Raw genomic sequence first — 25,469 nt, 5'->3', positions numbered from 1 at the left:
GGCGTGATGCCCGGTTGACGAAGATTTTCGAGGGCACCAGCGAGATCCAGATGCGCATCATCGCCGACGAACTACTGGGCGCCGCAAGGTAATCGTGGTGCGGGATCTGGTTCCCTCGTGCTGTACCTGCGTCGACTGAGCGAACGCCGTGCCCACCAGCCGATTCGGGCATCCCCATGCTCCAGCGATGACGGCCGGGACCGCCGAATACGGTGACGGTCCCGGCCACGCCGACTGCTACTTGCCGCGCAGACCGATCGAGTTGCCGTCGGCGTCGGCAAGCACGCACACTCGCGCCTCCGGGGCGACCTGGCGCGGGGCGCTCCGCTCGGTCGCACCCGCCGCGAGCAGGGTCGCACGGGCCGCATCGAGATCCTCGACATCGGCGAAGGCCACCGGTCCCCCGCCTTCTTCGCCTGGATTGAGGGCGACCTCGAAGCCGTCGACGTTGTATCCGACGTAGTAGGGCTGGTCGGTGTGCGGTTCGCCGAGCAGCGCGGTGTAGACCGCCTTCGCGGCGTCCAGGTCGGACACCGGAATCACCAGGCTGCGGATCGTGGCACTCATACTCGTCTCCTCAGGGTCCGGCGGCCGCGTCGGCGACCGCTCGGTGTCCACGCTAAGGGCAGTCCTGGGACCGGCGCTTCTTTATTCCTGATCGGTCTGCTACCTGTTCGTCCGGCTCAGTTGAACCGCGAGCCGACCAGGGAAGCGATCTCGTTCGCGTGATCATCGATATAGAAATGGCCGCCGGAGAATTCGCAGGTGTCGAAGGTCCCGGTCGTGAATTCGCTCCAGAGCCGGATGTCGGTGTCGGTCACCGACGGGTCGGCGTCGCCGCGAAGGGCAACGATCGGACATGACACGTCCGGCCCGGACTGGTACCTGTAGGTCTCCACGGCCTTGTAGTCGTTACGGACGCTGGGCAGCACCAGCTCTGCAAGGTCGGGGTTCTCGACCAGTATCTGCACCACATTCGAGTCCGCACCCCCGAGCCGGCGCATGTCGTCGAGCAAGGCCTGATCGCTTGCCAAGTGCAACGCCGTCGGCTGGACGACACTCGGTGCTGTTCGACCAGAGACGAACAATGCTGCGAGCGCCTGACCTCGCTGCTCGAAACGCCGCGCCGCCTCGAACGCAATCGTGGCACCCATGCTGTGACCGAATACTCCAAGGCGCCTGCCCGCGGGCGGAGTCGACTCGCGCACAACTTGCTCCGCGATAGCGCCGACGTCGGACATCATCTCCTCGCTGAGGCGATCCTGCCGACCCGGATACTGCACCGCCAGCAACTCGATCCGCGGGAACAGTGCTTCGGCCAACTTCCGATAGGCGCTCGCTGTACCACCACCATGCGGAAAGCACAGCAGCACCCCGGATGCCATCGGGGATTCCTGGAAACACCTGATCCACATCTTCACTCACCACTCCCCGTTGTCGAGATCACGGTGGACGGCGTTCACGGTAGCGCGTCGCCTCGTGCGCTATCGGCGAGACGTCGCCGGGCAGCCGATGTCGCCGGCTCCTCAGGCGACGGGCTGGAACAGTTCGATCAGGTTGCCTGCCGGGTCGGCGATCAGGATCTGACGCCCGCCCGGACCGGTGACCACATCGCCGCGAAACGCGACACCGGCACCACGCAGGCGGGCGCTTTCGGCGTCGAGGTCGCCGACGATGAGGTGAATGCGGTTTCTCCCCGGACCGGCATTGTCGGCCGGGGTTGCGCGAGCCCCCGAACTGGCCGGCCCCGACAGCAGGAGCCTCAGCGAGCCGCGGATCACGTCGGCGAAGGCCGGGGCAGGATTCGTGTGCAGGGTGAAGCCGAGGTGGCGGGTGTAGAAGTCGATGGCTGCGGGCACATCGTCCACCAGGTAGCGGACGCTGACGTAGTCGTCGTTTGAGGTCATCATCGCAAGCTCCTTTTCACGTTTCGGCGGTGAGGTTCGGCACCAGGTACCGGATGCGGGTGTCGATGTCGGCTGCGGTCGCCAGGAAGGCCGGGTAGGTGTCCTCGTCGGTGCCGCCTGCTTCCGACGGGTCGGGGATGCTCCAGTGGATCCAGCGCGTGCCCTCACCGAACTCCGGACAGACTTCACGGGCCTTGTCGCACAGGGTGATTACCGCGTCGAAGCGGCGGTCTGCGAGTGCGTCGAGGTGGCGGGGATCCTGGCCGGAGATGTCGATCCCGAACTCTTCTCGCAGCACCCGCACCGCATTCGGGTGCATTATCGGCCCAGGGCGGGTGCCGGCACTGAGTGCCTCGACCCGGCCGTCGGTGCGCTGCCGCAGCAGAGCTTCCGCGATCACGGAACGAGCACTGTTACCGGTACACACGAACAGCACCGACGCAGGTGCCTGCGAATCGAACTGCGGGGCAGTGGGAATCAACCCGAGCGCCGGGTGCAGCGCGGCGCCCGCGCCGGTCAGCATCTCGGCACAGGAGTCCAGATCCAGGTGGTAGTAGCTGTCGCGGCCGTCGAAGCTGCTGCGGGTAGCCCTCACCAGCCCGCCGTCGCGCAGCAGGCGCAGGTGGTAGGAGATGAGGTTCTGCGACTCACCCAGCAGAGTCACCATCTCCCGGACCCGGTAATCGCCGCCGGACAGCGCTGCCAGCAGCTGCCACCGCAACGGATGAGCGGCCAGCTTCACGAACGCCGGGACGGGTTGACGCACCAACACCACAACACCAGACTACCACCGGATACATCAAATGAGTTTGATGTATCCGGTGGATTCCTCAGGCTTCGGAAATTTCGAGACCGAATGTCTCGCGAGTGATGCGGTCGGGCTCCGGCCCGCCACGCACACCGGTGTCGAGAGCGTCGATCGCGGCGAGTTGGTCCTCGGTGAGATCGAAGTCGAAGACGTCGAAGTTCTCGGTGATACGCGACGGGGTGACCGACTTCGGAATCACCTGGCGGCCCTGCTGCAGGTGCCACCGCAGCATCGTCTGGGCCGGCGACTTGCCGTGCGCCGCTGCGATGCTCTTGATGGTGGGGTCGTCGAGAGTGGAGCCGTGGGAACCGTCGCGGTAGAAGGTGATACCACCGATCGGCGACCATGCCTGGGACACGATGCCGTGTTCGGCGTTGGCGGTGAGCACGTCGGATTGCCGGAAGTACGGGTGCACCTCGATTTGGTTGATCGCCGGCACCACCGATGTTTCGTCACGCAGTCGCGCGAGGTGGTCGGGCATGAAGTTGCTGACACCGATGGCACGGACGCGGCCGTCCGCGAGCAGCGTCTCGAGTGCCTTGTAGGCCTCGATGGTGAGCGTGAACTCGCCGGGCAGCGCCTGGTGCAGTATCAGCAGGTCGATTTGGCCGACTCCGAGTTTGCGGGCGCTCTTGTCGAAGGCGTGCAGAGTCGCGTCGTAGCCGTAATCGGTAATCCAGATCTTGGTCTCGATGAAGACGTCCGCGCGATCGACACCCGACCGGCGTATCGCTTCGCCGACCTCGCGTTCGTTCTGATAGGCAGCAGCGGTGTCGATGTGCCGGTATCCGGTTTGCAGCGCCGCCTCGACCGCGGCAATCGTGGCATCGGGCGGCGTCTGGAACACACCGAAACCCAGTGCCGGCATGGTTGTTTCATTGTTCAGTGTCAGTAGTGGGATGGTCATGCTTCAACCTTGGGGTCGGTCACCGGATGCTGAGTGTGTTTGTCGGACGAGGTGCCCGGGCCGGCAGCGCGGTGTCGTGCGGCGGGCACGATCACCGTGAGCACGACGGCCAGCGCGAGCACGAGCAGAATGGCGCTGCCGGTGAGGGCGGCGCCGACGTGGTCGGTCACCGCTGCCGGCCGGTCGAGGGCGCCGCCTACGTTGGCCGAGATTGCGACGAGGATGCCCAGACCGAGTGCCATCCCGAGTTGGTGGGCCGTGTTGACCAGTCCGGAGGCCGCGCCGGCGTCCGCCGAGTCCACACCGGCGACTCCTGCGTTCGTCAGCGGCCCGAACGCCAGGCCCTGCCCGGCGCCCACCAGGATCATCGGCAGCGCAACGTCTGCGAGATATGCATCGAGTGCGCCGATGCGGCTCAGCCATGCCATGCCGGCCAGCGTCAGCGCCGTCCCGGTAGCGAGCAGAATCCCGTTCGACAGCCGGGCGCTCAGCCGGGGCACCGCGAGTGCGACGGCGAAGTTGACGAGGGTCATCGGCAGAAACCCGAGGCCGGCTTGCAGTGGGGAGAAGCCGAACCCGTCCTGGAGCAATTGGGTGGTGAAGTAGAAGAAACCGATCATCGCCCCGAGGTAGAGCAGCCGAGCGGTGTAGGCGCCGCTGCGTTCGCGACTGCGGAACAACCGCAGGGGCAGGATCGGCTGCCGCACCCGCCCCTCGTGGACGATCAGCGCGACCAGCAGGACCACCCCGACCACCAGAGCAGTCTGCACCCGGGCCGATCCCCATCCGGCGTCGGCGGATTCGATGATCCCGAAGATGACGGCGCCCATGCCCAGTGTGGCGGCGAGCGCACCGATCACATCGAACTGCCCGGTTTGCCGTGGTGTTTCCACGAGCACCGTGCCGGACCACGCTATCAACGCGACCGCGATCGGGACGTTGACCAGGAACGCCGCTCGCCAGGAGATCCACTCGGTGAGCGCACCCCCGACGAGGAGACCGAGGCTGGCACCGATACCGGCCGTTGCGGCGTACCAGGCGATCGCTCGATTGCGGGCCTCGCCGTCGAAATAGGTCGTAATCAACGCCAACGAGATCGGTGCGACGATCGCCGCACCGATTCCCTGCACCGCGCGGGAGGCGATCATCCACCATCCCGCCGGCGCCAGCCCGACGAGCAAGGAAGCGGCACCGAAGAGCGCGAGCCCGATCCTGAACAGTCGGCGCCGCCCGACGATGTCCCCCGCGCGGGCGGCCAACAGCAGCAAGCCGCCGAAGCCCAAGGTGTAACCGTCCTGCACCCACGACAACGCCGCCGGCGACAGGTCGAGTCCGGATCGGATGCTCGGCAACCCGGTGAAGATCACCGAATTATCCAGCAACACCATGAAATAGCTGGCCAGGATGATTCCCAGAATCGCGGACGGCGCAGCGGGAGCCCGACCGGAAACCCGGGCCGTCACGGCCGGACCGCGACCTTGAGCGCCTCGCGGGCGTCCATCGCGGCGTAACCCAGCGGTGTCTGATCCAGGCCGACGGTCCGGTCGAACACCCTCCCCGGCTGCACTGTGCCGTCCAGGACTGCCGGAAGTAGGTGCTCGATATACGCGCGGACCGGCGCCGGACCACCGGTCAGCGTGACATTCGGTCCGAACAGACTCCCGAACCCGACCGGTGCGTCCTCATACTGAGGCACCCCCACCCGACTGATCACTCCGCCCGCGCGGACGACGCCCACCGCCTGGTCGTAGGCGGGCCGGTGACCGACCGCCTCGAGGACGATCGCGCTGCCCAGTCCGCCGGTCAGCTCGCGAACCCTCGCGATCCCCTCCTCGCCGCGCTCGGCGACCACATCGGTTGCACCGAACTCGCGACCGAGGTCGGTCCGCACCTGGTGCCGACCCATCAACACGATCTGCTCGGCGCCGAGTTGGCGAGCCGACAGCACCGCCAGCAATCCCACCGCCCCGTCACCGATCACGGTCACGACACTGCCCTCGCCGACGCCTCCGCGGACCGCAGCATGCCAGCCGGTGCCGTACACATCCGACAACGTCAACAAGGAGTCGAGCAGCGCATCGTCGTCGTCCTCGCCGACCGGCGCCGTGACCAGCGTGCCGTCGGCCAGCGGCACGCGGACTGCTTCGGCCTGACCACCCGCCGTACCCAGCGCGGCGTCGTTCCAGAACCCGCCGCGCACGCACGAGGTCTGCAGACCCTGGGCACAGAACACACAGGTGCCACACGACACCGCGAACGGCGCGATGACGAAGTCACCGACCCGCACCGTCCTCACGTCCGCACCGACCGCTTCGACGACACCGATGAACTCGTGCCCCATCGACGTGCCCGCAGGGTCGACAGCCATGGAGTGGTAGGGATGCAGGTCACTGCCACAGACGCAGGCCCGCACGATCCGTACGAGAGCGTCGGTGGACGATTGGATGGTGTGATCAGGGACATCGATGACGCGGACATCGCCCGCTCCGAACATGTACGTCGCTTTCATGCCTTCCAGTCGACCTCTATTCCGGTCGTCCGGGGAGTCACGGACGTTCCGGGTACTGCCAGTACCTCCCACACCCAGCGGTTACTCCCTACCGTGGACTCATGAGCTCGATCGACCTGCGCACCGAAATCCGCGAATTCCTCAGCACGCGGCGCGCACGCATCACCCCCGAGCAGAGCGGACTCCCCGTCTACGGAGGTAACCGCCGAGTCAAAGGCCTGCGCCGCGAAGAGGTGGCCATGCTCGCCGGTGTCTCAGTCGACTACTACGTCCGCATGGAACGCGGCAACCTTTCCGGTGCTTCCGACAGCGTTCTGGATTCCCTCGCCGGCGCCCTGCAACTCGACGACGCCGAACGCGACCACCTCCTCGCGCTCGCCCGCCAATCGCGAGCAAGCAGCACCCGTCGCCCCCGCACCCAGCCGATGACGGTTCGCCCGGCGATCCAGCAAATACTCGACGCCACCACCGACGCACCGGCGTGGATCCGCAACGGCCGCCACGACATCCTCGCGATGAACGACCTCGCCCGGGCCCTGTACTCCCCCGTGCTCGCAGACCCTCGCCGTCCGGCCAACACCACCCGATTCGTCTACCTCCATCCCCGGGAAGCCGAAGAGTTCTTCGTCGACTACGACACGATCGCCAAGGACGCCGCCGCCATGCTCCGACTCGAAGCGGGACGCAACCCCCACGACAAAGCGCTCATCGCTCTGGTCGGGGAACTGTCCACCCAGAGCGAACTGTTCCGGCAACGCTGGGCATCACAAGACGTGCGCTTCCACCGCAGCGGTCGAAAACGACTGCGCCACCCTGCCGTCGGTCAACTCGACCTCGACTTCGAAGCACTCGAGCTGCCCTCCGAACCTGGCCTCCAACTCAACATCTACACCGCCGCCGCCGGCACACCCACCGCCGACGCCCTCAAGCTCCTCGCGTCCTGGGCCGCCAGCCAGGACGTACTCGACACCGAGCAAGACACTTCACACCGTCCCCGGTGACCCCGAAACACCGGGTGACCACCGCCGACATCGACACACGCGCATCGCAGACCCCCACCCCAGGTCTCTACCGACCCGGGACGCGAGGTGGGCCGGCCCGCAGACGGTCCCGCATCTGCCCGGCGCGCCCACCGAACGGGTACAGACTCTCCAGCCACCACGTCGCACCTGCCCCCACCCACTCCGATACCGCGGCAACATCATCGGGACCGGACGTCGAGCCGCTGGCTACGTATGCGAAATCGTTCTCCCGCCCGATCGCGACCCGGATCGCACGGAGATCATCGGTGGTGATCAGCCCCGTTTCGTCGTCGGCCTTGCGGGGAACGACGCCGTCGAAGCGAGCCGCCCGATCGAACGGGGCCCGGTTCGGCCAGTGACCTCCGACCCAGATCGGGATCGCGCCGTTCACCGGCGTCGGGAGCATCGGCGGACATTGCACGTGGTAATACCTGCCGTCGAAGTCGACCGGCCGTCCAGTGAACAATGCCGTCAGGACGGCCAACGACTCGTCGAGGACCTCACCGCGGGCAGTCAGTCGCTCCCCGAAGACTGCGAAGTCGTAGTCGGCGCCCAAACCAACCCCCAGGAGCGCGCGTCCACCCGAGAGGTGGTCGACGGTGAGGACCTGACGAGCCACGATCTGCGGGCGACGACGCGCGAGCGGCGTCACCACCGTCCCCAGCAACACGTGCGAGGTCGCGGTCGCCGCGGCGGCCAGGCACGTCCACGCGTCAGCGATGGGTGGCGTGCCACCCCAGGCAGGGTTCCACGTCACGTGATCCCACAGGAAGAAGCCGTCCCAGCCCGCCTCATCGGCCTCGGCGGCCATCTCGACAACCGTCAACGGGTCTGACCACTCCATGAACGGTGGCAGCGTCACTCCATAACGCATGAGGTCAACCTACCGAGACGATGCTCCAATCGCACGGGCCGCCGAGCGTGCAGCTCTCGGACGCAGGAACTTCGTCGTGAACTTCTGATCAATACCGAGATTCTGTGCGCCCCCGTGGCTACGCTTCGCATACTTCTTCATCTCTGATTTGAAGCACTCTGAATGGGGTCGGCATGACGGACATCAGCACATCTCGCGTTGGGTACAAGAGATTCACTCGCGCTGTCGCGGTCGCGGGCATCGCAGCGCTCGCCATGGTCATGGGTAATGGCACGGCGTCGGCCGGCGTGGACAATTCCAGCTCGGTCGTCGACGCCGCCGGTAACCGGATCGAGGTCTTGCAGGGCGACACCTCGTACCAGGTGGTACCGCCACTCGACGGCGTACCCACCAGCGTGGAGTTCTTCCACAACGGCTATGCCGGGGTCAACATCACCGGACCGGACGCGGCGTCCTTCAAGGGCACACAACTCACCGTCGGTTACCAGATCGGTTACCCGATCGCGTTGGCAGGCGCAACGATCGTTCTGAACACACCCGGTCTCGGGTTTGCTATCGGCTCGAGCAACGGCATCGATCTCGGGCTCGTCCCGGACCTCACTCTGGGGCTGAACGCGGGCACCAGCGCAACACTCGCCGGCGACATCATTCCGTCGCAGGAACTCGACATCGATCTCGAGCCGGGCGGAATCACCACCGTCCCGATCCTGGAGGGCCAGGAGTTCGACGGACCGGCGGCCTCGGTGAGGATGCAGGGAGTGCATGGCTCCATCTCCGGCGCTCTCGGTGCGGTCACGATCCGTCCGTACGCCATGGCAGTCACCGCGGACGGTGACACGGTCATGACTTACGGTGTGCCGCAGAAGCTCAACTGAGTCCACCGGCACGAACGACGATGTGCAGGCCGACGCGACCCAGTCGCGTCGGCCTGTCCTTGCGCGGACCGTCCGCACAGTGCATGACTGAGACATGTTTGGAAAGCACAGAATTCGTCGCTGTTCGGCCGCTGCATGCGAGTAACATTCACTGTGTGCTGCAAGTTCGATGCAACCGATCCAGCGGCATGTCGGCCCCCGCTCACTGCCCCAAAAGCGGTGGCGGGGGCGCGTCGCACGGACTTCCCCTCACCGTATCGGTGGTGCATCATGCCGTGATGGCCGCCCCATGGGTATGACCGCGACGGCGAGCAGGAGGTAAAGGATCACGAAGAGGCGCAGCAGACCCCCGAAGATCCACAACCAGAGTTGCCCGAGCCAACCGACACCGCCCCGTCGCCGGACGGTATCGCGCGCCTCTACGGCGCAACCGGATAGTGGCTGCTGACCGCGACCCGGTTCCAGGCGTTCATCACCGTCGCGAGCCAGCTGATCGCGGACACCTGCTCGTCAGTGAGCGAGCCGTCGTCCCAGGTGCGCCGTTCCGGAACGGCGAGAGCGGTGACCTGTTCGGCGAGAGCGAGCGCGGCACGCTCCTGGTCGCTGAAGTACTGCGCCTCCCACCACGCCGCGACGACCGCGAGTCGATCCGTCGTCTCCCCCTTGGCCAGGGCATCGCGGGTGTGCATGCGAAGGCAGAAGGCACAGCCGTTGAGTTGGGAGACGCGAATCTTCACCAACTCCACCAGGAGCGGGTCCACTCCCGCCGTTTCCAGGGCAGCCTTCACGTCCGCGTCCAGCTTCATCAGACTCTTGTATACGGACGGGTGTTGCTTGCTGAGATTCACGCCGGTCATGATGTTCCCTTCGAGTAGGCGGTGCGTGCCGGTCATGCAGGCCAGGCCGAGTCCATGATCCGCTCCACCATGCTCACGCGGCGGAAACCCGGGACGAAATGTTCGAGCACGTCGGCATTGACGGTGCCGTAGGTCGTGTCCGGCCGGTAACTGAGCCCGTCGACGAAGGCACGCAGAAACTCGTTCTTGAAATCGCCTCGCGGATGAACAGCGGTGATCTCCTCCACCTGCCCCGGATCCAGCCGGTCCAAACCCAACCCGACCACATCGGTGAGGACACCGAAGTTGGTGGCAGCGACCTCGTCCCCCATCCGGCCCGGAATCCCCGGCGTGGTGTGCAACACGATCGCCGTCCAGACCACCTCGGTAGCAGCACCCGAGAATCCCCGCTCGAGCAGGAACTGGCGAGCATGATCTGCTCCGTCGAGCTCGAACCGCTGCTCGACATCCGAGAACGGACGCAGCAGACCCGTGTCATGAAACAGCGCAGACAGGTACAGCAGCTCCGGGTCCGGCCGCAGGTCGAGCTCGCGGGCCCGGAGCGTGCTGAAGAGGAACACCCGCCGCGAGTGATGGAAGATCAACGGGTTCGTCGTCTCCCGAATGAGGCGTGTCGCCTCCACCGCCGCCGCCGTCTCGGGAATTTCCACTCCTGCGATGATCTCGGACATGGGCCCTGCCCTTCCAGATGTCGATGTTGTAGAACGGACGGTGTGCCCGTCCCCTTACGATGCCGAGCGTCCCGGGCCGGCGCCGCCCGGACCCGGCCATGAAGCACCCGAATCCGGACAGGCGGTAAGCGTGGACACCAGCCCCCACCCGCATCGGGTCGCGATCCTCGTCTACGACGGCGTGAAACTGCTCGACGTCGCCGGCCCCGCCGAGGTGTTCGCCGAAGCGAATCGCTGCGGCGCCGACTACCGGATCGTGCTGCTGTCACCGACCGGCGCCGACGTGGCCTCGTCGATCGGCATCCACCTCTCCGTCGACGGCGACGCCGAATCGGCACCCGCCCCCGACACCTTCCTCGTTGCCGGCGGCGACATCTACCCACGAACCGCCATCGCCCGCGACCTGATCGACGCCACGAACACTCTCGCCACGCGAGCCGCCCGGGTCGGGTCCATCTGCACCGGGGCGTTCGTCCTCGCCGCGGCCGGACTGCTGGACGGCAAACGCGCCACAACACACTGGAAAGTCGCACACCAACTCGCCGCCCGGCACCCGACGACGCACGTCGAACCCGATTCGATCTACGTTCGCGACGGCACCACCTACACCTCCGCCGGTGTCAGCGCCGGCATCGACCTGGCACTGGCACTGGTCGAGGAAGACCACGGCCCCGAGCTGACCCGCGACGTAGCCCGACACCTGGTGGTCTACCTGCAGCGAGCCGGCGGACAATCACAATTCTCCGCCCCACTCCAGGGCCCGCCACCACGAACACCGGCCCTGCGCCGCATCGTGGACCTGGTGACGGCGGACCCCGCCGGGGACCACTCCCTCACCGAACTCGCCACACACCTCAACGTCAGTGCCCGACACCTCACACGCCTGTTCCGAGCCGAACTGTCCACCACCCCGGCCCGTTACGTCGAACTGATCCGCTTCGATCTGGCAAAGGCCCTCCTCGACCAGGGACACAACGCAACACAGGCAGCATCACTCGCCGGATTCCCCAGTTACGAAAGTCTGCGACGAGTCTTCGTGCGAGAGCTGTCGATGTCACCGACCGTCTACCAACGCCGATTCGGCACCGCACATCGCGCCGACGCGGAGTAACTCGACGCCGGCGTGAGGTGGTTGCAGCCGGGCACGGGACTGTCGTGGCTACGTGTGCACGACCGCACTTCCCGGCCACAGGGTCGCCGCAACCTTCTCGGCCAGATCCTCGCGATCGCTGTAACCTCGGAGAAAGGCGGCGGAATAGCTGCCGAAGCAGATGGTGGCCAGGGTGTGGGAGTCGATGTCCTCGCGTACCTCGCCGCGATTTCGGAGATCGTCGAGCACGCATTCGACCAGATCGACTGCATCGGATGCGATGTCTCCCAACGTCATACTCGAGTACCCGTCGACGACCATCGTCGGCCACCTGGTCGGCTACCTGCTACCCATCGATCCGGACAGCGACGCACGGTCAGTGAGTTTGCAAGGGCATGGCGCGCACGCCACTCTGCGCCGGCTCGATCCCGCCTTGCCCTCCAACGCCATCGTCCTGGCAGACGCATCAGACAACAGCCACCCCGCCGGAAAGGGAAGCCTCGGTGTATCTCGACTTCGTACGAGATCGTGGTTGCTGAACACTTTTCTGCTCTGGCTCGCCTTCGGCGCGAATCTGGCGGCGTTCTATGCCATCCGGAGCCGGCTTCCGCCAATCGTCGACTCCCTGGGACTTCTTCGCGATGGCGATGATCCTCGTCGTCGCCGGCTTCTGCGTGCTGGCCCTCGACCGGCGCGTGCGGGCTGTTCGACAGCCGTAGCACCGAACCGCCGTCCTCCGAGGAACCACCCCGAGGGGTGAATTTCGACACCGTACAGGGTGGCGGGATGACCACCCTGTCGGTGTTACCACCGGCCCGCTCCCGGAGCAGAGTTGGTGTCGTTCGCAAGACGCGGACTTCACCCACCAGGCAGGAGTAACACAATGACCTCGATCAAGACCCGCACCGCAGTCGCAGCCGCCGCAGGCGTCGCCGTAGGACTGGGGGTGTTGATGGCACAAGGTGCCACCGCTGGTGCCGCACCCGCCGACGGGGTCGCTCCACCCGCGGTTTCCCCGTACACCGTCCAGGTACGAGACCGCATCGGATGCGCCGACGCCTGGCCCATGGTCTCCTGCGACGCCCCCGACGAGGACCGGCCCCCGCAGGTCACCTTGGTCGAGCCCGGCACCACGCTGACCCAGCCGGGCGGCACCGACCTCTTCGGATCCTCGAGCGCCCAGTTCCACCCGGCGAACTACCCCCTCGAGCCCGACGACGGCGTGATCTCCCACCCGCTCGATCCCGACATGCCGTGGATGTGAACCCAATATCGTGGAGTGGTTGGCGACGACAGCGGGGAAAGTTTGGCCGGCCATGACTCCACCTCGTCGGACGCAAAGGTCCCAACTGACCGGGATCACGCACCCGCACCGTGTCGAATGATAGATTCCCAATATGCGGAGTGAACGCTCCGCTTCGTTGGGAGTATTCATGAAAACCGCTTCGCCGCGGACGCACTATCAATTGACATTTGCCGTTCTCACTATCGGAGTCGGCGCCTTCGCCCTTCTGCAGTCACTGGTGATTCCGGTGCTGCCCACCCTCGAGTCGGCACTGGGCACTACTCAGGCCGACGTCACGTGGGTGTTGACCGCCTACCTGTTGTCGGCGTCGATCTTCACCCCGGTCATGGGACGGCTCGGCGACATGCACGGCAAGAAGCGCGTGTTCGTCGTTGCACTCACCGCGCTGGCGGTGGGGTCCCTGCTCGCCGCCCTCGCCACATCTCTGCCGGTGATGATCGCGGCCCGGGTGATCCAGGGCATCGGTGGCGGTGTCCTGCCCTTGGCGTTCGGCATCATCCGCGATGAGTTCCCCGAGGAGAAGGTGGCGGGTGCTGTCGGCATCATCGCCGCACTCACCGCTGTCGGCGCAGGTCTCGGCATCGTCCTCGCCGGTCCCATCGTGACGGTGCTGAGCTACCACTGGCTGTTCTGGATTCCGCTGATCATGGTCGTGCTCGCGGGGGTGGCCGCGCAGATCCTGATCCCCGACTCCCCCGTGCACACTGCCGGCAAGATCAACTGGCTCACCGCACTGCTGCTCTCGGGGTGGCTGGTCGCGCTCCTGCTCGGTGTGAGTCAGGCGCCCGCATGGGGTTGGGGCTCACCGATCGTCGTCGGGCTTCTGGTGGCTGCCGCGATCGTCGTCGTGACTTGGGTGGTCGCCGAAGCGCGATCCGCCAACCCGCTGATCGACATGCGGATGATGCGGATCCGCAGCGTCTGGGCGGCCAACCTGCTGGCTCTGCTGATGGGCGTCGGCATGTATGCCGCATTCGGCTTCCTGCCGCAGTTCCTGCAGACGCCCACGTCCGCCGGATACGGCTTCGGCGCCTCGGTCACCGAGTCGGGGCTGATGCTGCTGCCCCTGAGCGTGGGAATGTTCCTGCTCGGACTCGCCTCCGGCCGCCTGGCGGCTCGGCTGGGTTCGAAAGTCCTGCTCATCGCAGGGTCGATCGTGGGTGCGATCGGCTACTTCGTGGTGGCGTTCGCGCATGACACCGAAATCGACATCTACGTCGCCACGTCATTGATCGGGATCGGCTTCGGACTGGCTTTCTCGGCGATGTCGAATGTCGTCGTCGCAGCGGTACCACCCGAACAGACCGGTGTCGCCAGCGGTATGAACGCGAACATCCGCACGATCGGCGGCTCTGTGGGCGCTGCACTCATGGCCAGCATCGTCACCGCGGGGGCGTCCTCCGCGGGAGTTCCGCCGGAATCCGGCTACACCCATGGATTCGTCATGCTGGGCACAGCAGTGGGCCTCGGCGCCGTTGCGGCCATGTTCATCCCGGCGATGAAGCGGGACAAGACCACGCATCTCGAGGAGTCGGCCGCACTGCGGCACCCGGAACTCGCGATGGTCGCGGGCGGCACTCTGGTGGGCGACGAATCCGAATGAAGTCCGACATGAGGGTTCGGGGAAGCGAAAGGGCGCTGCGCCGCGACGCCGCGGAGAATCGGCAGCGGCTACTCGACGCGGCAGCGACCGTGTTCAGCGAGCGCGGCCTGGATGTGGGCGTCGACGAGATCGCCCGGGTCGCCGGCGTCGGGATCGGCACCCTCTACCGCCGGTTCCCCACCAAGGATGCATTGGTCAGTGAGCTCGTCCGCCAGGTATACGACGACTTCCTGGCCCTTGCCGACGAAGCGCTGTCCGCACCGGACGGCGAAGGCCTCGAGCAGGTTCTGTACGGTACCGGTGCCATCTTGGCGTCGAACCGAGGATGTTTGTCCCGTATGTGGAACGACGACGAGACCACGATGCTGCGGGACGAGTACCGACGGATCCTGTTCGAACTCCTGGCGCGAGCCAAGCAACACGGGCGCATCCGCGAGGATGCCGCCGACGCCGACCTGGATCTCATCTTCTGGTCCGTGCGCGGCGTCGTCGCGACAACCCGCGGCGTCACCGACACAGGGTGGCGCCGGGCCATGGCGATCATGATCGCGGGACTGCGGCCCGGCGCGGACACTCTCGACGAGAGCCCGATGAGCGCCCAGCACGTCGCACAGATCATCGACAACATGTCGCCCCGATAAGTACGGCGGATCCCAGCCGCTTCAGGCACGGCGCAGGTGGCCGGCGGTCCAGTCGGCCACCAGCGACAGGACTTCCGGATCCACGGCGTCGCGCACGAGTCGCCGGTAGGCGCGCAGCGACGGCGGGTCCGTGTCACGTCGGATCAGATGCGTCAGGTCCGGAACCCGGACGGAGTCGACGTGGCCGGGCACGAGTTCGGCGATCGCCGCGAGATCAGCCGGGTCCACCTGCACGTCCTTGGCTCCCGTGATCGCAAGGACCGGCGCGCGGTTCTCCCGCAACAGCGGTTTCGGATCGAAGTCGAGAAACTCTCGGAACCAGCGCGCATTCACCCGGCGACCACCCATCCGCGCGGTGTCGGTGGTGGTCCGGGACAGCTTCTCGAGCGCCGCGCGTTGCCTTTCCTTCACATCGATGTGCAGTGCCCGCAGGACCGCCCGCACCGGAGCAGGCAGGCCGTCGACGGCCTTGTCCGACTGCCAGTGCAGCACCTGCCGACCCGTCACCGCCGGACACGCGAGAAGCACCACTGCCGCCGGGTCGACCCCCCGATCTGCTCCCAGCGCCACTGCGAGGCAGGCACCCTCGCTGTGCCCGATGACCGCGATCGAATTGCGTCCGAATCCCCCTGTCGCGCGCAACCAGTCGACGGCGGCAGCGGCGTCCGCGAAGTTGTCCGACAGGCCGGCCGACAGGTAGTCGCCGCCCGAGTGCGCGACCCCGCGCTTGTCGTATCGCAGCGAGGCGACACCCTTCTCGGCCAACGCGTCCGCGAGGGCACGGCTCACACCGATCGGGAGCTTTGCGTGGTCGCCGTCGCGATCGAGTCGGCCGGACCCGGTGAGGATCACCGCCGCCGGCCCGCCCTCGGCACCCGCCGGAACCGTCACAGTGCCGGTCAGTACGGTGCCGTCGCCGGACCGGAACCCCACCTCGCGTTCGGACACACCGGCACGCCCGGGATCGAGCACGTCACGGATCTGCGACGCGACGCGAACGGCATAAGGCACGGTCACGATCAGTTCGTCGAACTCCGCTCCCGAGCCCCGTCCGAGGGTGCGCACGCGAATCGCCGGGACACCCGCCCGCGCCGCGACGAACGAGCGCACTCCCCTGCCGCGCCAGGTCCCGATGCACAGACGCCGCGGAATTCCCAGACCCGGCGCCCGCACACCCCGGATGTTCGCGAACGGGTCGGCGATCACCTCGGCGCCTCGAATCAGCGGCATGGGGACGGCGACGTCGCCGTGCAATCCGGCGAATTTTTCGAACCTGGACAATGCGAGACGTACCTCGCTCGCGCTCACGCGGATCTCGGCCATCGAACGCCCTCCCGTCGGTGCTGCCCCATGACGATCTCATCACTGCGTGACCGCATCCCGCACCGGTTTGGAGGCGCCGCCTCGCACACGGACGGCGAGGCGGCGTCGATGAACCGGCAGCCTCAACCCCTGATGAGATCGTCGATCTGGCCGATCGCCTGCGAGGCCCCCTCGACCACGCCCATGTCGAGCACCTGCTGGAGACCTTCGGCGGTGGCATAGGTACTGACGTAGGTAGCGACGGTGCTGCCGCCTTTGTCCTCGAAGGAGAACTCGTTGGTGGACACCGGCATCGATTCGATCGGAGTGAAATCAGCATCGGCGAATCCGTCGGTGAAGGTGAAGCCGTTCGGTTCGTCGACGGAGACGATGTTCCAGTAGCCCGCATGCTTGTCACCCTCGGGGCCGGTCATGAAGTACGTGACCCGACCGCCGGGGGCGAACTCGTGGTCGACGACCGTCGCCGGGTACGTCGGCGGGCCCCAGATCTTCTCGAGCTGGCGGGGATCGGCATAGATCTGCCAGATCCGCGCTCGGGGTGCGGCGAACTCGGCGGTGATGGTCAGGGTCAATGCATCGGTGTCGTGGCTGACATTGGTGACAGGCATCGTTCAGTCCTTCCATTGCTGTTCCGTTGCGATCAGTTCATCGATGCGGGCGATCCGTCCACGCCACACCTGTTCCAACTCGGCGAGCATGGACGACACCGCGCGCACTGCTTCCACATCGCCCGTGGCGAGTTGTTCACGGCCGCTGCGTCGCTTGACGAGTAAGCCGGACTTCTGGAGGACGGCGACGTGCTTCTGGACGGCGGCGAAACTCATGTCGTACTTCGCTGCCAGTGCCGAGACGGAATGCTCTCCGGCCAGCACGCGACGCATGATGTCGCGCCGCGTTCGGTCGGAAAGCGCGTGGAACAGGGCGTCGGCCCGGTCCTCATCCGTCTCTGACACACCCAAAACATACAACCAATTGGTTGTATGAGCAAGACCGCAACTCCCCCGACCCCAGGAGGAGCCCATCGCCCGACACGGAAATATCTGTGTGGCATAGATCACATCTCTGCGATGCGGCCCGCCGGTGGATCTACCATTTCCTCGCGACGGTACACACCCAGTGCACCGCGCCGATGCACTCTTCGCCCGCCAAATCCATAAGCGCCGAGGGTGATTGGCGCAGTCCGTTGCGCTGAGATCCACCGACCGCACGAGCGCGGCGGGGACCGAAGCGGCGTCTTTCCATACGTCACGGCGAGGCCCGGTCAGAGCGGAAATCCACTCCGACCGGGCCGCTTCGGTTCACCCGACCGATCACCGCATTCACAGACGGACCGGCGCCAGCCGTCCTCACCCGACGCAGATCAGCACACCCACGACCACCACCGCGACCAGCGAGGCGCCGCCGCAGATCAGCCACGCCTGGGTGGCGAGTTGCCGCCACTGATCGCACCGGCCGGTCATTTCTGCGACTGCGACCGATCGCCCCTCATTCACATCGGACGCAGGTGGCCCCGACAGACGGCGGGCCTTCGCATCCGCACGTGCCGCCACACCGAACGACACGGGAACCACCAGCAGCGCAACCACCAGCAGGCCCACCATCGCGCCCAAACCCGTCCCGAACATTCCCAATTCCTTCCACACCAGACGACGCCCGCCACAGGTGCCGCACGTCTGTCACCGCCCACCCGCACCCACGGGCACAACCAATCCCCCTACAGGTACATCGCCACACGGCCGCCCGATGTTGCACCCTCGGACCGCCGGCACTCGCGAAGGACAGAAGTCACCGCCGGCCTACACGCCCGGTACCGGGAAATTCCACATCGCCACGACGATCACGCCCATGACCAGTCCGGCGCACAGAACGGTGCCAACGACACTGACACGCAACGCATCCACTAGATCGGCCCCCGATTTCTTGCTGATCCGTGCCATGACAACTCTTTCTTTCACATGCAGGGGTTCTGACTGCCACGTCGGTGACGGTGCACCACATACACTCACCCGAGTTCGCCACCGGCACAACGGCCGATATACCTACACCCATACCCCTGCCGGGCCCCGAGAAGTGTCAGCACCACAACTCGCACCCGCACGCCGGACTTCTCCGCAGAATTACATGTGTTTCATGTCACATGTTTACGTTTCGCCTTGGTTGCCGGATAACCGACTTCGGAATTGCACCTACCGGTCGGTAATTCAGGCAGCCGGAAGATTATGCAATGGCATAGGTCACACTCTATGGACTTCCACGCTGCGTCTCACGAAAATCACTGATACGCCGCTCGTCACGACGTGCAGGCTGTCCGTGTAGCGCCCCTGCCAGCTGATTCCCATCGTTGGCGGGGGCTGCGCCTGGCTGCACCACGAACCCGCACAACCCCCACCTCACCCCACTGCGGACCGTACAGCCGTGCATTGCAGCACAATTCAGCCCGGCATCGCGAGAAGCCTACATCCACTGTTCCACACATCAATGGGTGATCGCGCGGAGCCTTGTGGCAGAAGGGGTTTCGCCGTATCGCCGCCGGTATGCGGCCGCGAAGCGGGAAAGGTGAACGAAGCCCCACCGGTAGGCGATGTCTGTCACCGACCCCGTGTCCGGCCCGTTCGCTGCGAGAAGATCCTCCCGGACCCGGGCCAGTCGAAGCGACTCGAGATAGCGGCTCGGTGACGTGCCCAGATCCTCCTGGAAGGCGCGTTGCAGCGACCGCACGCTGACACCGACGTGCTGGGCGACGTCACCGATCGTCACCGACTCGGTGAGGTGTTGTTCGTAGTACTCCACGGCGCGGGCGAGTGCGCGGCGGGCGAGCCGAGGCTGATCGTGGTCGTGGAGGACTGCCGAGTAGGTGTGTGGCTGTGCGAGGAGCAGACCGGTGAGCAGCATGTCCTGCACGCTCGCAGCGGCGAGTGGGTGGGCGGTGAGTCCACTCTCCGCGTCGAGGTCGCGGATCACTACCTGCAGTGACGACATCCAGGTGGACAGTTGGGGCGTCGTCAGATCCACGGACAGATCGAAGATCACCGGCCCGGGAGCGGATCGTCCGATCAGGCACTCCAGTCGACGGTCGAGGGCGTGTTGTTCGATGCGCAGATGCATCTGCCGGTAGGACGCGTCCATCTGCATCCGGGCGCGCATCCTCGGCGACAGCAGTGCAGCGTGGGCAGGCCCGACGTGTGCGCGAGCGTCGTTGCAGGTGATCTGGTTGGTGCCCTCCACTGCGAGCATCAGGTCGTAGTAGTCGAGGTGTTCGAGGATGTCGACGTCGATACCGACGCCTTGTTCCAGATAGACCAGTTGCAGATCGCCGAGCGACGCCGCGCGCACCCGGCCCCGGAACGGCGCCGTGTCGACCGCGTCGATGCGGCGGATGCGGTGTTCGCTGAGCAGGCTGGAGGCCTGGTGGCGGAACTCGTCGACGCTGGCGGTGTCGAGTGTGTCGTGGCGCGCCAGTGGGCCCGGCAACGCGGAGGCGTGTCCTGGATCGTGCATATCGAATTGGTGAATGCCCACGTCAACCTCGTCCGATCGAGCGCCCGGTCAGTCCGATGGTATCCCCGGCGGGCACCGGGACCGCCGCCGCCGGAAGTTCGTGGCGTGATGCGGCTACCTCTGGCGCGTTGCGGATAGCGACCTGGATCACACCCTCGTAGCTTCATCGCATCGGGCAGAAAGCCCCAGGTAGCAAGGAGTTGTGGTGTCCCCAGATTTCGATGTCGCGGTGGTCGGATACGGGCCGACCGGTCTTGTGCTCTCGTCGCTTCTCGGTCGCGCGGGCCACCGAGTGGTGGTGTTCGAGCGGTGGCCGGATCTGTACGGTCTCCCGCGCCTGACTCACATCGACGGCGAGACCGCGCGGATCGTTCAGGCCGCCGGCGATATCGAGTTCGCGCTGCGTGATGCGTCCCCGAAGCAGGTGTACGAATGGCGCGGATGCGACGGCGAATTGCTGCTCGAGGTGGACTGGTCCGGGCGGTCCAGTGGGTTCGAGGCCCATTACTCGATGTACCAGCCGGATATCGAGTCGGCGATCGATCAGCGCGTCCGGTCGTACCCGAACGTCGAGGTCAACCAGGGGGTCGGTGTCGTCGCCGTCGAGCAGGAGCCCGACCAGGTGACGCTCGTGGTCCGGCCGTGGAAGCGGGACCGGGACGAGCAGTGGGCCAGCGGATCCGAGGACCGGACCGTGACGGCGAGGTATGTGGTGGGCGCGGACGGTGCCAACAGCTTCGTGCGCAACGCGCTGGGCGTCGAACGCTCGGATTTACATGTCGAGGACCGCTGGTTGAACATCGACACCGAGTGTCTCCGTCCGCTCGGCCCCGAGTTCGAGGTCACTCGGCAGTACTGCGATCCGGCGCACCCGAACATGTTCATGCCGATCGGACGCAGCCGACAGCGATTCGAGGTCGCGGTGTTGCCGGGCGACGATCCAGAGGAGATGGAGTCCACGGAATTCGCGTGGTCGTGGTTCCGTGAGCGGCACGGCCTGGGACCGGACGACATCCGGATCTTGCGGCAGATCGTCTACACCTTCTCCGCCCGCACCGCCGACAGCTGGCGCAGCGGCCGGGTACTGCTCGCCGGCGATGCCGCGCACACGATGCCGCCGTACATGGGCCAGGGCGCGTGCTCCGGGATGCGCGACGGGATCACGCTGGCATGGAAATTGGATCTGGTGTTGTCCGGGCGGGCGGGCCACGGTCTGCTCGATACCTACGAGACCGAACGCCGTCCCCACGTCGAGGTCATCCAGCGGTGCGCTGTCGAACTCGGCCGGGTCGCGAATCTGAAGGATCCCGAGGCTGCGGCCGCCCGCGATGCCGCGTTCCGGCGCGGCGACGTTCCGCCGATGCCACCGTTTCCCATCGTCACGACCGGGGTCATCGCCACCCGGGAGGACGGGACTCCGCAGTCGTTGGCAGGGACGTTGTCACCGCAAGGCGTCATCGCGGTCGGAGACCGAGTGGGCCGATTCGACGATGTACTCGGGTGGGGCTTCGTCGTTGTCACGACAACCGATCCCCACGCGGTGCTCGATGCCGACCACCTGGCCTTCTTGAATTCGCTCGGCGCCGTCCTCGCAACCACCGAGCCGGGCAGCCCGCATTCGTTCACCGACGTCGACGGGACCTACACCGACTACCTGGCCGCGCACGGAATGGAGGCCTTCCTCGCGCGCCCCGATTTCCACCTCTACGGCGCGGGAACGATGCACGAGCTTCGCGGACTCGTCGATGGCCTGCGTGCCGCGTTGGGAACCGTAGGAGTGCCGACCCGCCGACCCGAAGGAGCCGCACTGTGACCGACACCGTCATCGAGACAGCGCTCTCGGCGGAGAATGCGGCGCACCGTCGCGCGATGCCGGCTACCCGGTTGCTCGACGGCGGCATGCTCCACGCCGACGTCATCCTTCTCGAGCAGGCGATCGTCGCCGGTGACCGCTGGGATGTGGCCGCCGAGCGCCTGGGTGAGCACCGGGTGGAGTTGGCCGAGTGCGCGCTGGGGTCGGGGCACGCGGTGACCGCCCGGCGCCAGTTCCGGGCCGCGGCCGCCGCCTTCGTGTTCGCGCAGATGGCGATCAATTCGGACACCGACCGCAAACGGGAGCTGTACGACAGATTCGGCGCCGCGGTCGCCGCGGCAGCCGCGGTGGTTCCGTCATCGATGCGGAAGGTCGAATTGCCGTTCGAACGTGGCTCGTTGGTCGGCTGGCATGTACAGCCTGCGGGCACTCCGGTGGGCACGGTGGTGGTGTTCGGCGGCCAGAGCGGGTGGGGTGCGACGTATCTGCGCTATGCCGACGCGCTCGCCGAACGTGGAGTGGCGACCATACTGGCCGAGGGCCCCGGGCAGGGCGAGACGCGGCTGCGGCACGGAATCTACCTGGACGTCGATGTGGCCGACGCGTACGGACACTTCGTTCGCTACGCGACCGAGCAGTCCGGTGGCCCGGTCGGCGTGTGGGGCAACAGTGTCGGTGGACTGTTCGCGGCACTGACTGCCGCCCGCAATCCCGCCGTCCGCGCATGCTGTGTCAACGGTTCGTTCGCCGCGCCCCGGTTGCTCCCGTTCCGCGCCTTCGCCGAGCAGGCCGCCGCCATGTTGGGCACCGCCGACGAGTCCGCGATCAACGCGAACTTCGCCCGCCTACGCTTCGACCCGGACAAGGAGTCGATCCGGTGCCCGCTGCTGGTGCTGCACGGAGGCGCCGACCCCCTCGTGACCATGGAGGACCAGCAACCGTTCCTCGACGGAGCGACGGGCGACGACGTGGTCCTGCGGGTGTGGGACGACGGCGAACACACTCTCTACAACCACGCCGACGAGCGCAACGACGTCGTTGCCGACTGGTTCGCGGACCGACTCTCACTGAGCGAAGGGGAGACGCACCATGCGTTTTGAACACGAAACCCTGCCGCAGCGTGTCTGTTTCGCCACGGGTGAGGCGCGGGCGATGCTCGCCGGCGAGGTGGCCCGGCTGCACGCGTCCCGGGTGATGGTGATCGCCTCGGTGGCCGAGGCCGGGCGCGCCGAACAGGTCGTCGCCGACCTGCCGGTCGTGCATCGCCACGACGAGGTGGTGATGCACGTGCCGGTGCCGGTGGCCGAGCGGGCCCGGGCAGCGGCCGTCACCCACGACGTCGACGTCGTGGTCTGCGTCGGTGGCGGGTCGGCCACCGGGCTCGCGAAAGCGGTGGCGTTGACCACGGGACTGCCGATCGTGGCGGTCCCGACCACCTACGCCGGCTCGGAAGCGACCAACGTGTGGGGGCTGACCGAGGCATCGCGCAAGACCACCGGCGTCGACGACCGTGTGCTGCCGGTGTCAGTGATCTACGACGCCGAACTGACACTGTCGCTCCCGGTGGAGCTGTCCATTGCCTCGGGTTTGAACGGGCTCGCGCATTGCATCGACTCGATGTGGGCTCCCCGTGCCGACCCGATCAACGGCGCGCTGGCCGTGGAGGGCATTCGGGCACTGGCCGCCGGGTTACCCGCGATCGCGACCGACCCGCACAATGTCCTCGGCCGTGAACAGGCCCTGTACGGGGCCTACCTCTCCGCGGCTGCCTTCGCCTCGGCCGGCTCAGGGCTGCATCACAAGATCTGCCACGTTCTCGGCGGTGCATTCGACCTCCCGCATGCCCAGACCCACGCCATCGTGCTGCCCTACGTTCTCGCGTTCAACGCCGCATCGGCCGCGGGAGCCGAACGTCGTATTGCCACCGCTCTCGAGGCGTCCACAGCTGTCGATGGACTCGAGCGGCTGCGGCAGCAACTCGGCGCTCCGACAGCACTGCACGACTATGGATTCCGCTCTGGCGATATCGACCGAGCCGTCGAGATGATCCTGCCGGCCGTGCCGAGATCCAACCCCCGCCGCGTGACGGCCGAGGAACTGCGGCGCCTTCTCGGCGCGGCACAGCGCGGATCCGATCCGAGAACGATGACCACGAACCTGAACACACGGAGCCGATCATGACCGAGCAGCCCTCAACTGCGATTGATTCCGCCACCGCACAGAGTGACGATCAGCAAGCAGTCGAGGCCGAACTCGTTGCACGAGTGGTCGCCTCGTTTGCCGGCACCGCAGATCCGCGACTGCGGCAGCTCATGCAGTCCCTGGTGAAGTATCTGCACGGTTTCATCCGGGAGGTCCGGTTGACCGAGGCCGAATGGAACACCGCCATCGCGTTTCTCACCGAGTGCGGGAACATCACCGATGACACGCGGCAGGAGTTCGTCCTCCTCTCCGACGTGCTGGGCGCCTCCATGCAGACGATCGCGGTGAACAATCAGGCCTACCGGAATGCCACCGAGGCGACCGTGTTCGGTCCGTTCTTCGTCGACGACACACCCGAAATCCCCTGTGGTGGTGACATCGCCGGCGGTGCGACCGGACAACCGTGCTGGATCGAGGGCACCGTCACCGACACCGACGGCCGTCCCGTCCCCCATGCCCGCATCGAGGTGTGGGAATGCGACGAGGACGGCTACTACGACGTCCAGTACGACGATCACCGGATCGCCGGCCGGGCCCACCTGTTCTCCGACGACACCGGACGGTACCGATTCTGGGGGCTGACGCCGGTCCCGTACCCGATCCCGCACGACGGTCCGGTCGGCCGGATGCTCGAGGCCACCGGCCGCTCCCCCCTGCGGGCAGCGCACCTGCACTTCATGGTCTCCGCACCGCAACAGCGGACGCTGGTCACCCACATCTTCGTTGCCGGCGATCCGCAGATCGACATCGGAGACTCCGTCTTCGGCGTCAAGGATTCGCTGATCACCCACTTCGAGCAGCAACCCGCCGGCACACCCACCCCGGATGGACGCGAACTGAATGACCGTAGCTGGGCCAGAACCAATTTCGATATCGTGCTGGCTCCCGAGACTCGGGCCTAACGCTCGGGGTGGGCGTCGGTGTAGGCCTCCCAGACTTCGGCGCGTAGTCGTCCGCGGTCGGAGACGGGGACGCCGTGTTCGCGGGCCCAGGCTCGGACCTCGGCAGTGGACGGTGGAGGCGCCTCAGCACTCCCCTCATCTGCGGTAGAAGCGTCGGCGACGGACGCGTCGGCGACCGGTTCCTCGTCGTCGGTGTCGTCGTCTCTGTCGGTCTCCACGTCATCGGCGGGGACATCCTCGACCTGGCCCACGGCGCCCTCGACCAGGCCCGCGGTGTCCTCGGCCAGGTCTTCGCCGGTCCTGAGGATCCCGTCACCGCTGTGTGGGAGCAGACGGTCGATGTCGACGTCGCTCCGGGCGGTGCCGGCGGTCACGGCCGCCACCTTCACTGCGTCGAGGAGTTGACCGCGCACCGATTCGTCGAGGGCGGCGAACTCGGGCGATGCCTCCAGCAGCGTTGCAGCGCGGTCGACCATCTCCAGCGGGCTGCCGGCGAGGCGTCCGGCACCCGCCGCGGCAAGCTTCGTGTGGCGGGCTCGGCCCAGCCAATATCCCACGATCACCGCGATCGCGACCTGCATTCTGGTCATCATCGTCGACTCCCACGGATGGATTTGACCGTGCGGCCTCCTGAGCCGACTACCCTGGACCGCCTGCACTC

Annotated in this window: 30 protein-coding genes; 12 read left to right on the top strand and 18 right to left on the bottom strand. The window is 66.5% G+C overall.

Annotated elements, in window-relative coordinates:
- A partial coding sequence (locus P3H15_RS42920; RefSeq protein WP_276142864.1) for an acyl-CoA dehydrogenase family protein occupies positions 1–92 on the top strand: 92 nt, incomplete at its 5' end.
- Positions 93–237: 145 nt separating this feature from the next.
- Here P3H15_RS42920 and P3H15_RS42915 read toward each other — a convergent pair.
- From P3H15_RS42915 to P3H15_RS42885, 7 genes are all read right to left on the bottom strand, one after another.
- The gene (locus P3H15_RS42915; RefSeq protein ID WP_276142861.1) at positions 238–567 is read right to left on the bottom strand and encodes a VOC family protein; all 330 of its coding nucleotides are present in this window, start codon (positions 565–567) and stop codon (positions 238–240) included.
- Between the two features lie 116 nt (positions 568–683).
- On the bottom strand, positions 684–1,385 hold the full coding sequence (locus P3H15_RS42910) for a thioesterase II family protein (RefSeq protein WP_276142860.1): 702 nt from the start codon (positions 1,383–1,385) through the stop codon (positions 684–686).
- A 141-nt stretch (positions 1,386–1,526) separates the two neighbouring features.
- Positions 1,527–1,907: a VOC family protein gene (locus P3H15_RS42905; protein ID WP_276142863.1), complete on the bottom strand. Its 381-nt coding sequence runs from the start codon at positions 1,905–1,907 to the stop codon at positions 1,527–1,529.
- A gap of 16 nt (positions 1,908–1,923) precedes the next feature.
- Positions 1,924–2,682, bottom strand: a complete 759-nt coding sequence (locus tag P3H15_RS42900) for an ArsR family transcriptional regulator (protein WP_276142859.1) — start codon at positions 2,680–2,682, stop codon at positions 1,924–1,926.
- A 55-nt stretch (positions 2,683–2,737) separates the two neighbouring features.
- Entirely contained in the window at positions 2,738–3,622 is an 885-nt protein-coding gene (locus tag P3H15_RS42895; RefSeq protein ID WP_276142858.1) for an aldo/keto reductase, read from the bottom strand.
- The gene (locus P3H15_RS42890; protein WP_276142857.1) at positions 3,619–5,085 is read right to left on the bottom strand and encodes an MFS transporter; all 1,467 of its coding nucleotides are present in this window, start codon (positions 5,083–5,085) and stop codon (positions 3,619–3,621) included. The genes P3H15_RS42895 and P3H15_RS42890 overlap by 4 nt, the downstream gene beginning before the upstream one ends.
- Positions 5,082–6,131 carry an alcohol dehydrogenase catalytic domain-containing protein gene (locus P3H15_RS42885; RefSeq protein WP_276142856.1) on the bottom strand — a complete coding sequence of 350 codons (1,050 nt, stop codon included), beginning with the start codon at positions 6,129–6,131 and terminating at the stop codon, positions 5,082–5,084. The genes P3H15_RS42890 and P3H15_RS42885 overlap by 4 nt, the downstream gene beginning before the upstream one ends.
- Before the next feature lie 101 nt (positions 6,132–6,232).
- Here P3H15_RS42885 and P3H15_RS42880 point away from each other — a divergent pair, with 101 nt between their 5' ends.
- The gene (locus P3H15_RS42880) at positions 6,233–7,132 is read left to right on the top strand and encodes a helix-turn-helix transcriptional regulator (RefSeq protein WP_276142855.1); all 900 of its coding nucleotides are present in this window, start codon (positions 6,233–6,235) and stop codon (positions 7,130–7,132) included.
- Between the two features lie 67 nt (positions 7,133–7,199).
- On the opposite strand, the gene P3H15_RS42875 is transcribed toward P3H15_RS42880, so the two are convergent.
- On the bottom strand, positions 7,200–8,027 hold the full coding sequence (locus P3H15_RS42875; RefSeq protein WP_276142854.1) for an LLM class flavin-dependent oxidoreductase: 828 nt from the start codon (positions 8,025–8,027) through the stop codon (positions 7,200–7,202).
- A gap of 173 nt (positions 8,028–8,200) precedes the next feature.
- Here P3H15_RS42875 and P3H15_RS42870 point away from each other — a divergent pair, with 173 nt between their 5' ends.
- On the top strand, positions 8,201–8,902 hold the full coding sequence (locus P3H15_RS42870; RefSeq protein WP_276142853.1) for an MspA family porin: 702 nt from the start codon (positions 8,201–8,203) through the stop codon (positions 8,900–8,902).
- 419 nt (positions 8,903–9,321) lie between these two features.
- Here P3H15_RS42870 and P3H15_RS42865 read toward each other — a convergent pair whose 3' ends face one another.
- Positions 9,322–9,759 carry a carboxymuconolactone decarboxylase family protein gene (locus P3H15_RS42865; RefSeq protein ID WP_072943351.1) on the bottom strand — a complete coding sequence of 146 codons (438 nt, stop codon included), beginning with the start codon at positions 9,757–9,759 and terminating at the stop codon, positions 9,322–9,324.
- A gap of 32 nt (positions 9,760–9,791) precedes the next feature.
- Positions 9,792–10,430: an HD domain-containing protein gene (locus P3H15_RS42860; RefSeq protein ID WP_276142852.1), complete on the bottom strand. Its 639-nt coding sequence runs from the start codon at positions 10,428–10,430 to the stop codon at positions 9,792–9,794.
- Positions 10,431–10,560: 130 nt separating this feature from the next.
- Here P3H15_RS42860 and P3H15_RS42855 point away from each other — a divergent pair, with 130 nt between their 5' ends.
- Complete coding sequence (locus P3H15_RS42855; protein ID WP_276142851.1) at positions 10,561–11,541, top strand: GlxA family transcriptional regulator; 981 nt, start codon at positions 10,561–10,563, stop codon at positions 11,539–11,541.
- 48 nt (positions 11,542–11,589) lie between these two features.
- Here the strand turns inward: P3H15_RS42855 and P3H15_RS42850 are convergent, their stop codons facing one another.
- Positions 11,590–11,841 (bottom strand): hypothetical protein, encoded by a 252-nt coding sequence (locus P3H15_RS42850; protein WP_276142850.1) that lies wholly within the window; start codon positions 11,839–11,841, stop codon positions 11,590–11,592.
- Between the two features lie 266 nt (positions 11,842–12,107).
- Between P3H15_RS42850 and P3H15_RS42845 the strand changes: the two genes are divergently transcribed.
- The 4 genes from P3H15_RS42845 (at position 12,108) to P3H15_RS42830 (ending at position 15,070) form a co-directional block, all read left to right on the top strand.
- Positions 12,108–12,239, top strand: a complete 132-nt coding sequence (locus P3H15_RS42845; protein WP_276142849.1) for a hypothetical protein — start codon at positions 12,108–12,110, stop codon at positions 12,237–12,239.
- Positions 12,240–12,403: 164 nt separating this feature from the next.
- Positions 12,404–12,784 (top strand): hypothetical protein, encoded by a 381-nt coding sequence (locus P3H15_RS42840; protein WP_276142848.1) that lies wholly within the window; start codon positions 12,404–12,406, stop codon positions 12,782–12,784.
- A 169-nt stretch (positions 12,785–12,953) separates the two neighbouring features.
- Positions 12,954–14,429, top strand: a complete 1,476-nt coding sequence (locus tag P3H15_RS42835) for an MFS transporter (RefSeq protein ID WP_276142847.1) — start codon at positions 12,954–12,956, stop codon at positions 14,427–14,429.
- 8 nt (positions 14,430–14,437) lie between these two features.
- Positions 14,438–15,070 (top strand): TetR/AcrR family transcriptional regulator, encoded by a 633-nt coding sequence (locus P3H15_RS42830; protein WP_276142846.1) that lies wholly within the window; start codon positions 14,438–14,440, stop codon positions 15,068–15,070.
- 21 nt (positions 15,071–15,091) lie between these two features.
- On the opposite strand, the gene P3H15_RS42825 is transcribed toward P3H15_RS42830, so the two are convergent.
- From P3H15_RS42825 to P3H15_RS42800, 6 genes are all read right to left on the bottom strand, one after another.
- The gene (locus P3H15_RS42825) at positions 15,092–16,393 is read right to left on the bottom strand and encodes a S9 family peptidase (protein ID WP_276142845.1); all 1,302 of its coding nucleotides are present in this window, start codon (positions 16,391–16,393) and stop codon (positions 15,092–15,094) included.
- A 122-nt stretch (positions 16,394–16,515) separates the two neighbouring features.
- The gene (locus P3H15_RS42820) at positions 16,516–17,001 is read right to left on the bottom strand and encodes an SRPBCC domain-containing protein (RefSeq protein ID WP_276142844.1); all 486 of its coding nucleotides are present in this window, start codon (positions 16,999–17,001) and stop codon (positions 16,516–16,518) included.
- Between the two features lie 3 nt (positions 17,002–17,004).
- The gene (locus P3H15_RS42815) at positions 17,005–17,346 is read right to left on the bottom strand and encodes a helix-turn-helix transcriptional regulator (RefSeq protein ID WP_276142843.1); all 342 of its coding nucleotides are present in this window, start codon (positions 17,344–17,346) and stop codon (positions 17,005–17,007) included.
- A gap of 393 nt (positions 17,347–17,739) precedes the next feature.
- Positions 17,740–18,018 carry a hypothetical protein gene (locus P3H15_RS42810; protein WP_276142842.1) on the bottom strand — a complete coding sequence of 93 codons (279 nt, stop codon included), beginning with the start codon at positions 18,016–18,018 and terminating at the stop codon, positions 17,740–17,742.
- A gap of 171 nt (positions 18,019–18,189) precedes the next feature.
- On the bottom strand, positions 18,190–18,330 hold the full coding sequence (locus tag P3H15_RS42805; protein WP_276142841.1) for a hypothetical protein: 141 nt from the start codon (positions 18,328–18,330) through the stop codon (positions 18,190–18,192).
- Between the two features lie 538 nt (positions 18,331–18,868).
- Positions 18,869–19,891, bottom strand: a complete 1,023-nt coding sequence (locus P3H15_RS42800) for an AraC family transcriptional regulator (RefSeq protein WP_276142840.1) — start codon at positions 19,889–19,891, stop codon at positions 18,869–18,871.
- Positions 19,892–20,096: 205 nt separating this feature from the next.
- On the opposite strand from P3H15_RS42800, the gene P3H15_RS42795 reads away from it, so the two are divergent.
- Genes P3H15_RS42795 through P3H15_RS42780 form a run of 4 tightly spaced genes read left to right on the top strand, consistent with a single transcriptional unit; the run spans position 20,097 to position 24,808 of the window.
- Entirely contained in the window at positions 20,097–21,704 is a 1,608-nt protein-coding gene (locus P3H15_RS42795) for a bifunctional 3-(3-hydroxy-phenyl)propionate/3-hydroxycinnamic acid hydroxylase (protein WP_276142839.1), read from the top strand.
- Positions 21,701–22,804 carry an alpha/beta hydrolase gene (locus tag P3H15_RS42790; RefSeq protein ID WP_276142838.1) on the top strand — a complete coding sequence of 368 codons (1,104 nt, stop codon included), beginning with the start codon at positions 21,701–21,703 and terminating at the stop codon, positions 22,802–22,804. The genes P3H15_RS42795 and P3H15_RS42790 overlap by 4 nt, the downstream gene beginning before the upstream one ends.
- Positions 22,794–23,885, top strand: a complete 1,092-nt coding sequence (locus P3H15_RS42785; protein WP_276142837.1) for a maleylacetate reductase — start codon at positions 22,794–22,796, stop codon at positions 23,883–23,885. The genes P3H15_RS42790 and P3H15_RS42785 overlap by 11 nt, the downstream gene beginning before the upstream one ends.
- A complete protein-coding gene (locus P3H15_RS42780) occupies positions 23,882–24,808 on the top strand; it encodes a dioxygenase (protein ID WP_276142836.1) in 927 nt (308 codons plus the stop codon). The genes P3H15_RS42785 and P3H15_RS42780 overlap by 4 nt, the downstream gene beginning before the upstream one ends.
- Here the strand turns inward: P3H15_RS42780 and P3H15_RS42775 are convergent.
- On the bottom strand, positions 24,805–25,401 hold the full coding sequence (locus tag P3H15_RS42775) for a histone-like nucleoid-structuring protein Lsr2 (protein WP_346348844.1): 597 nt from the start codon (positions 25,399–25,401) through the stop codon (positions 24,805–24,807). The two genes, P3H15_RS42780 and P3H15_RS42775, sit on opposite strands and share 4 nt — an antisense overlap.
- Positions 25,402–25,469 lie beyond the last annotated feature (68 nt).

Source organism: Rhodococcus sp. T2V, assembly GCF_029269925.1.
In the GTDB taxonomy this organism is placed as follows: Bacteria; Actinomycetota; Actinomycetes; order Mycobacteriales; family Mycobacteriaceae; genus Rhodococcus_F; species Rhodococcus_F koreensis.
This window is presented reverse-complemented; position numbering and strand designations above follow the sequence as displayed.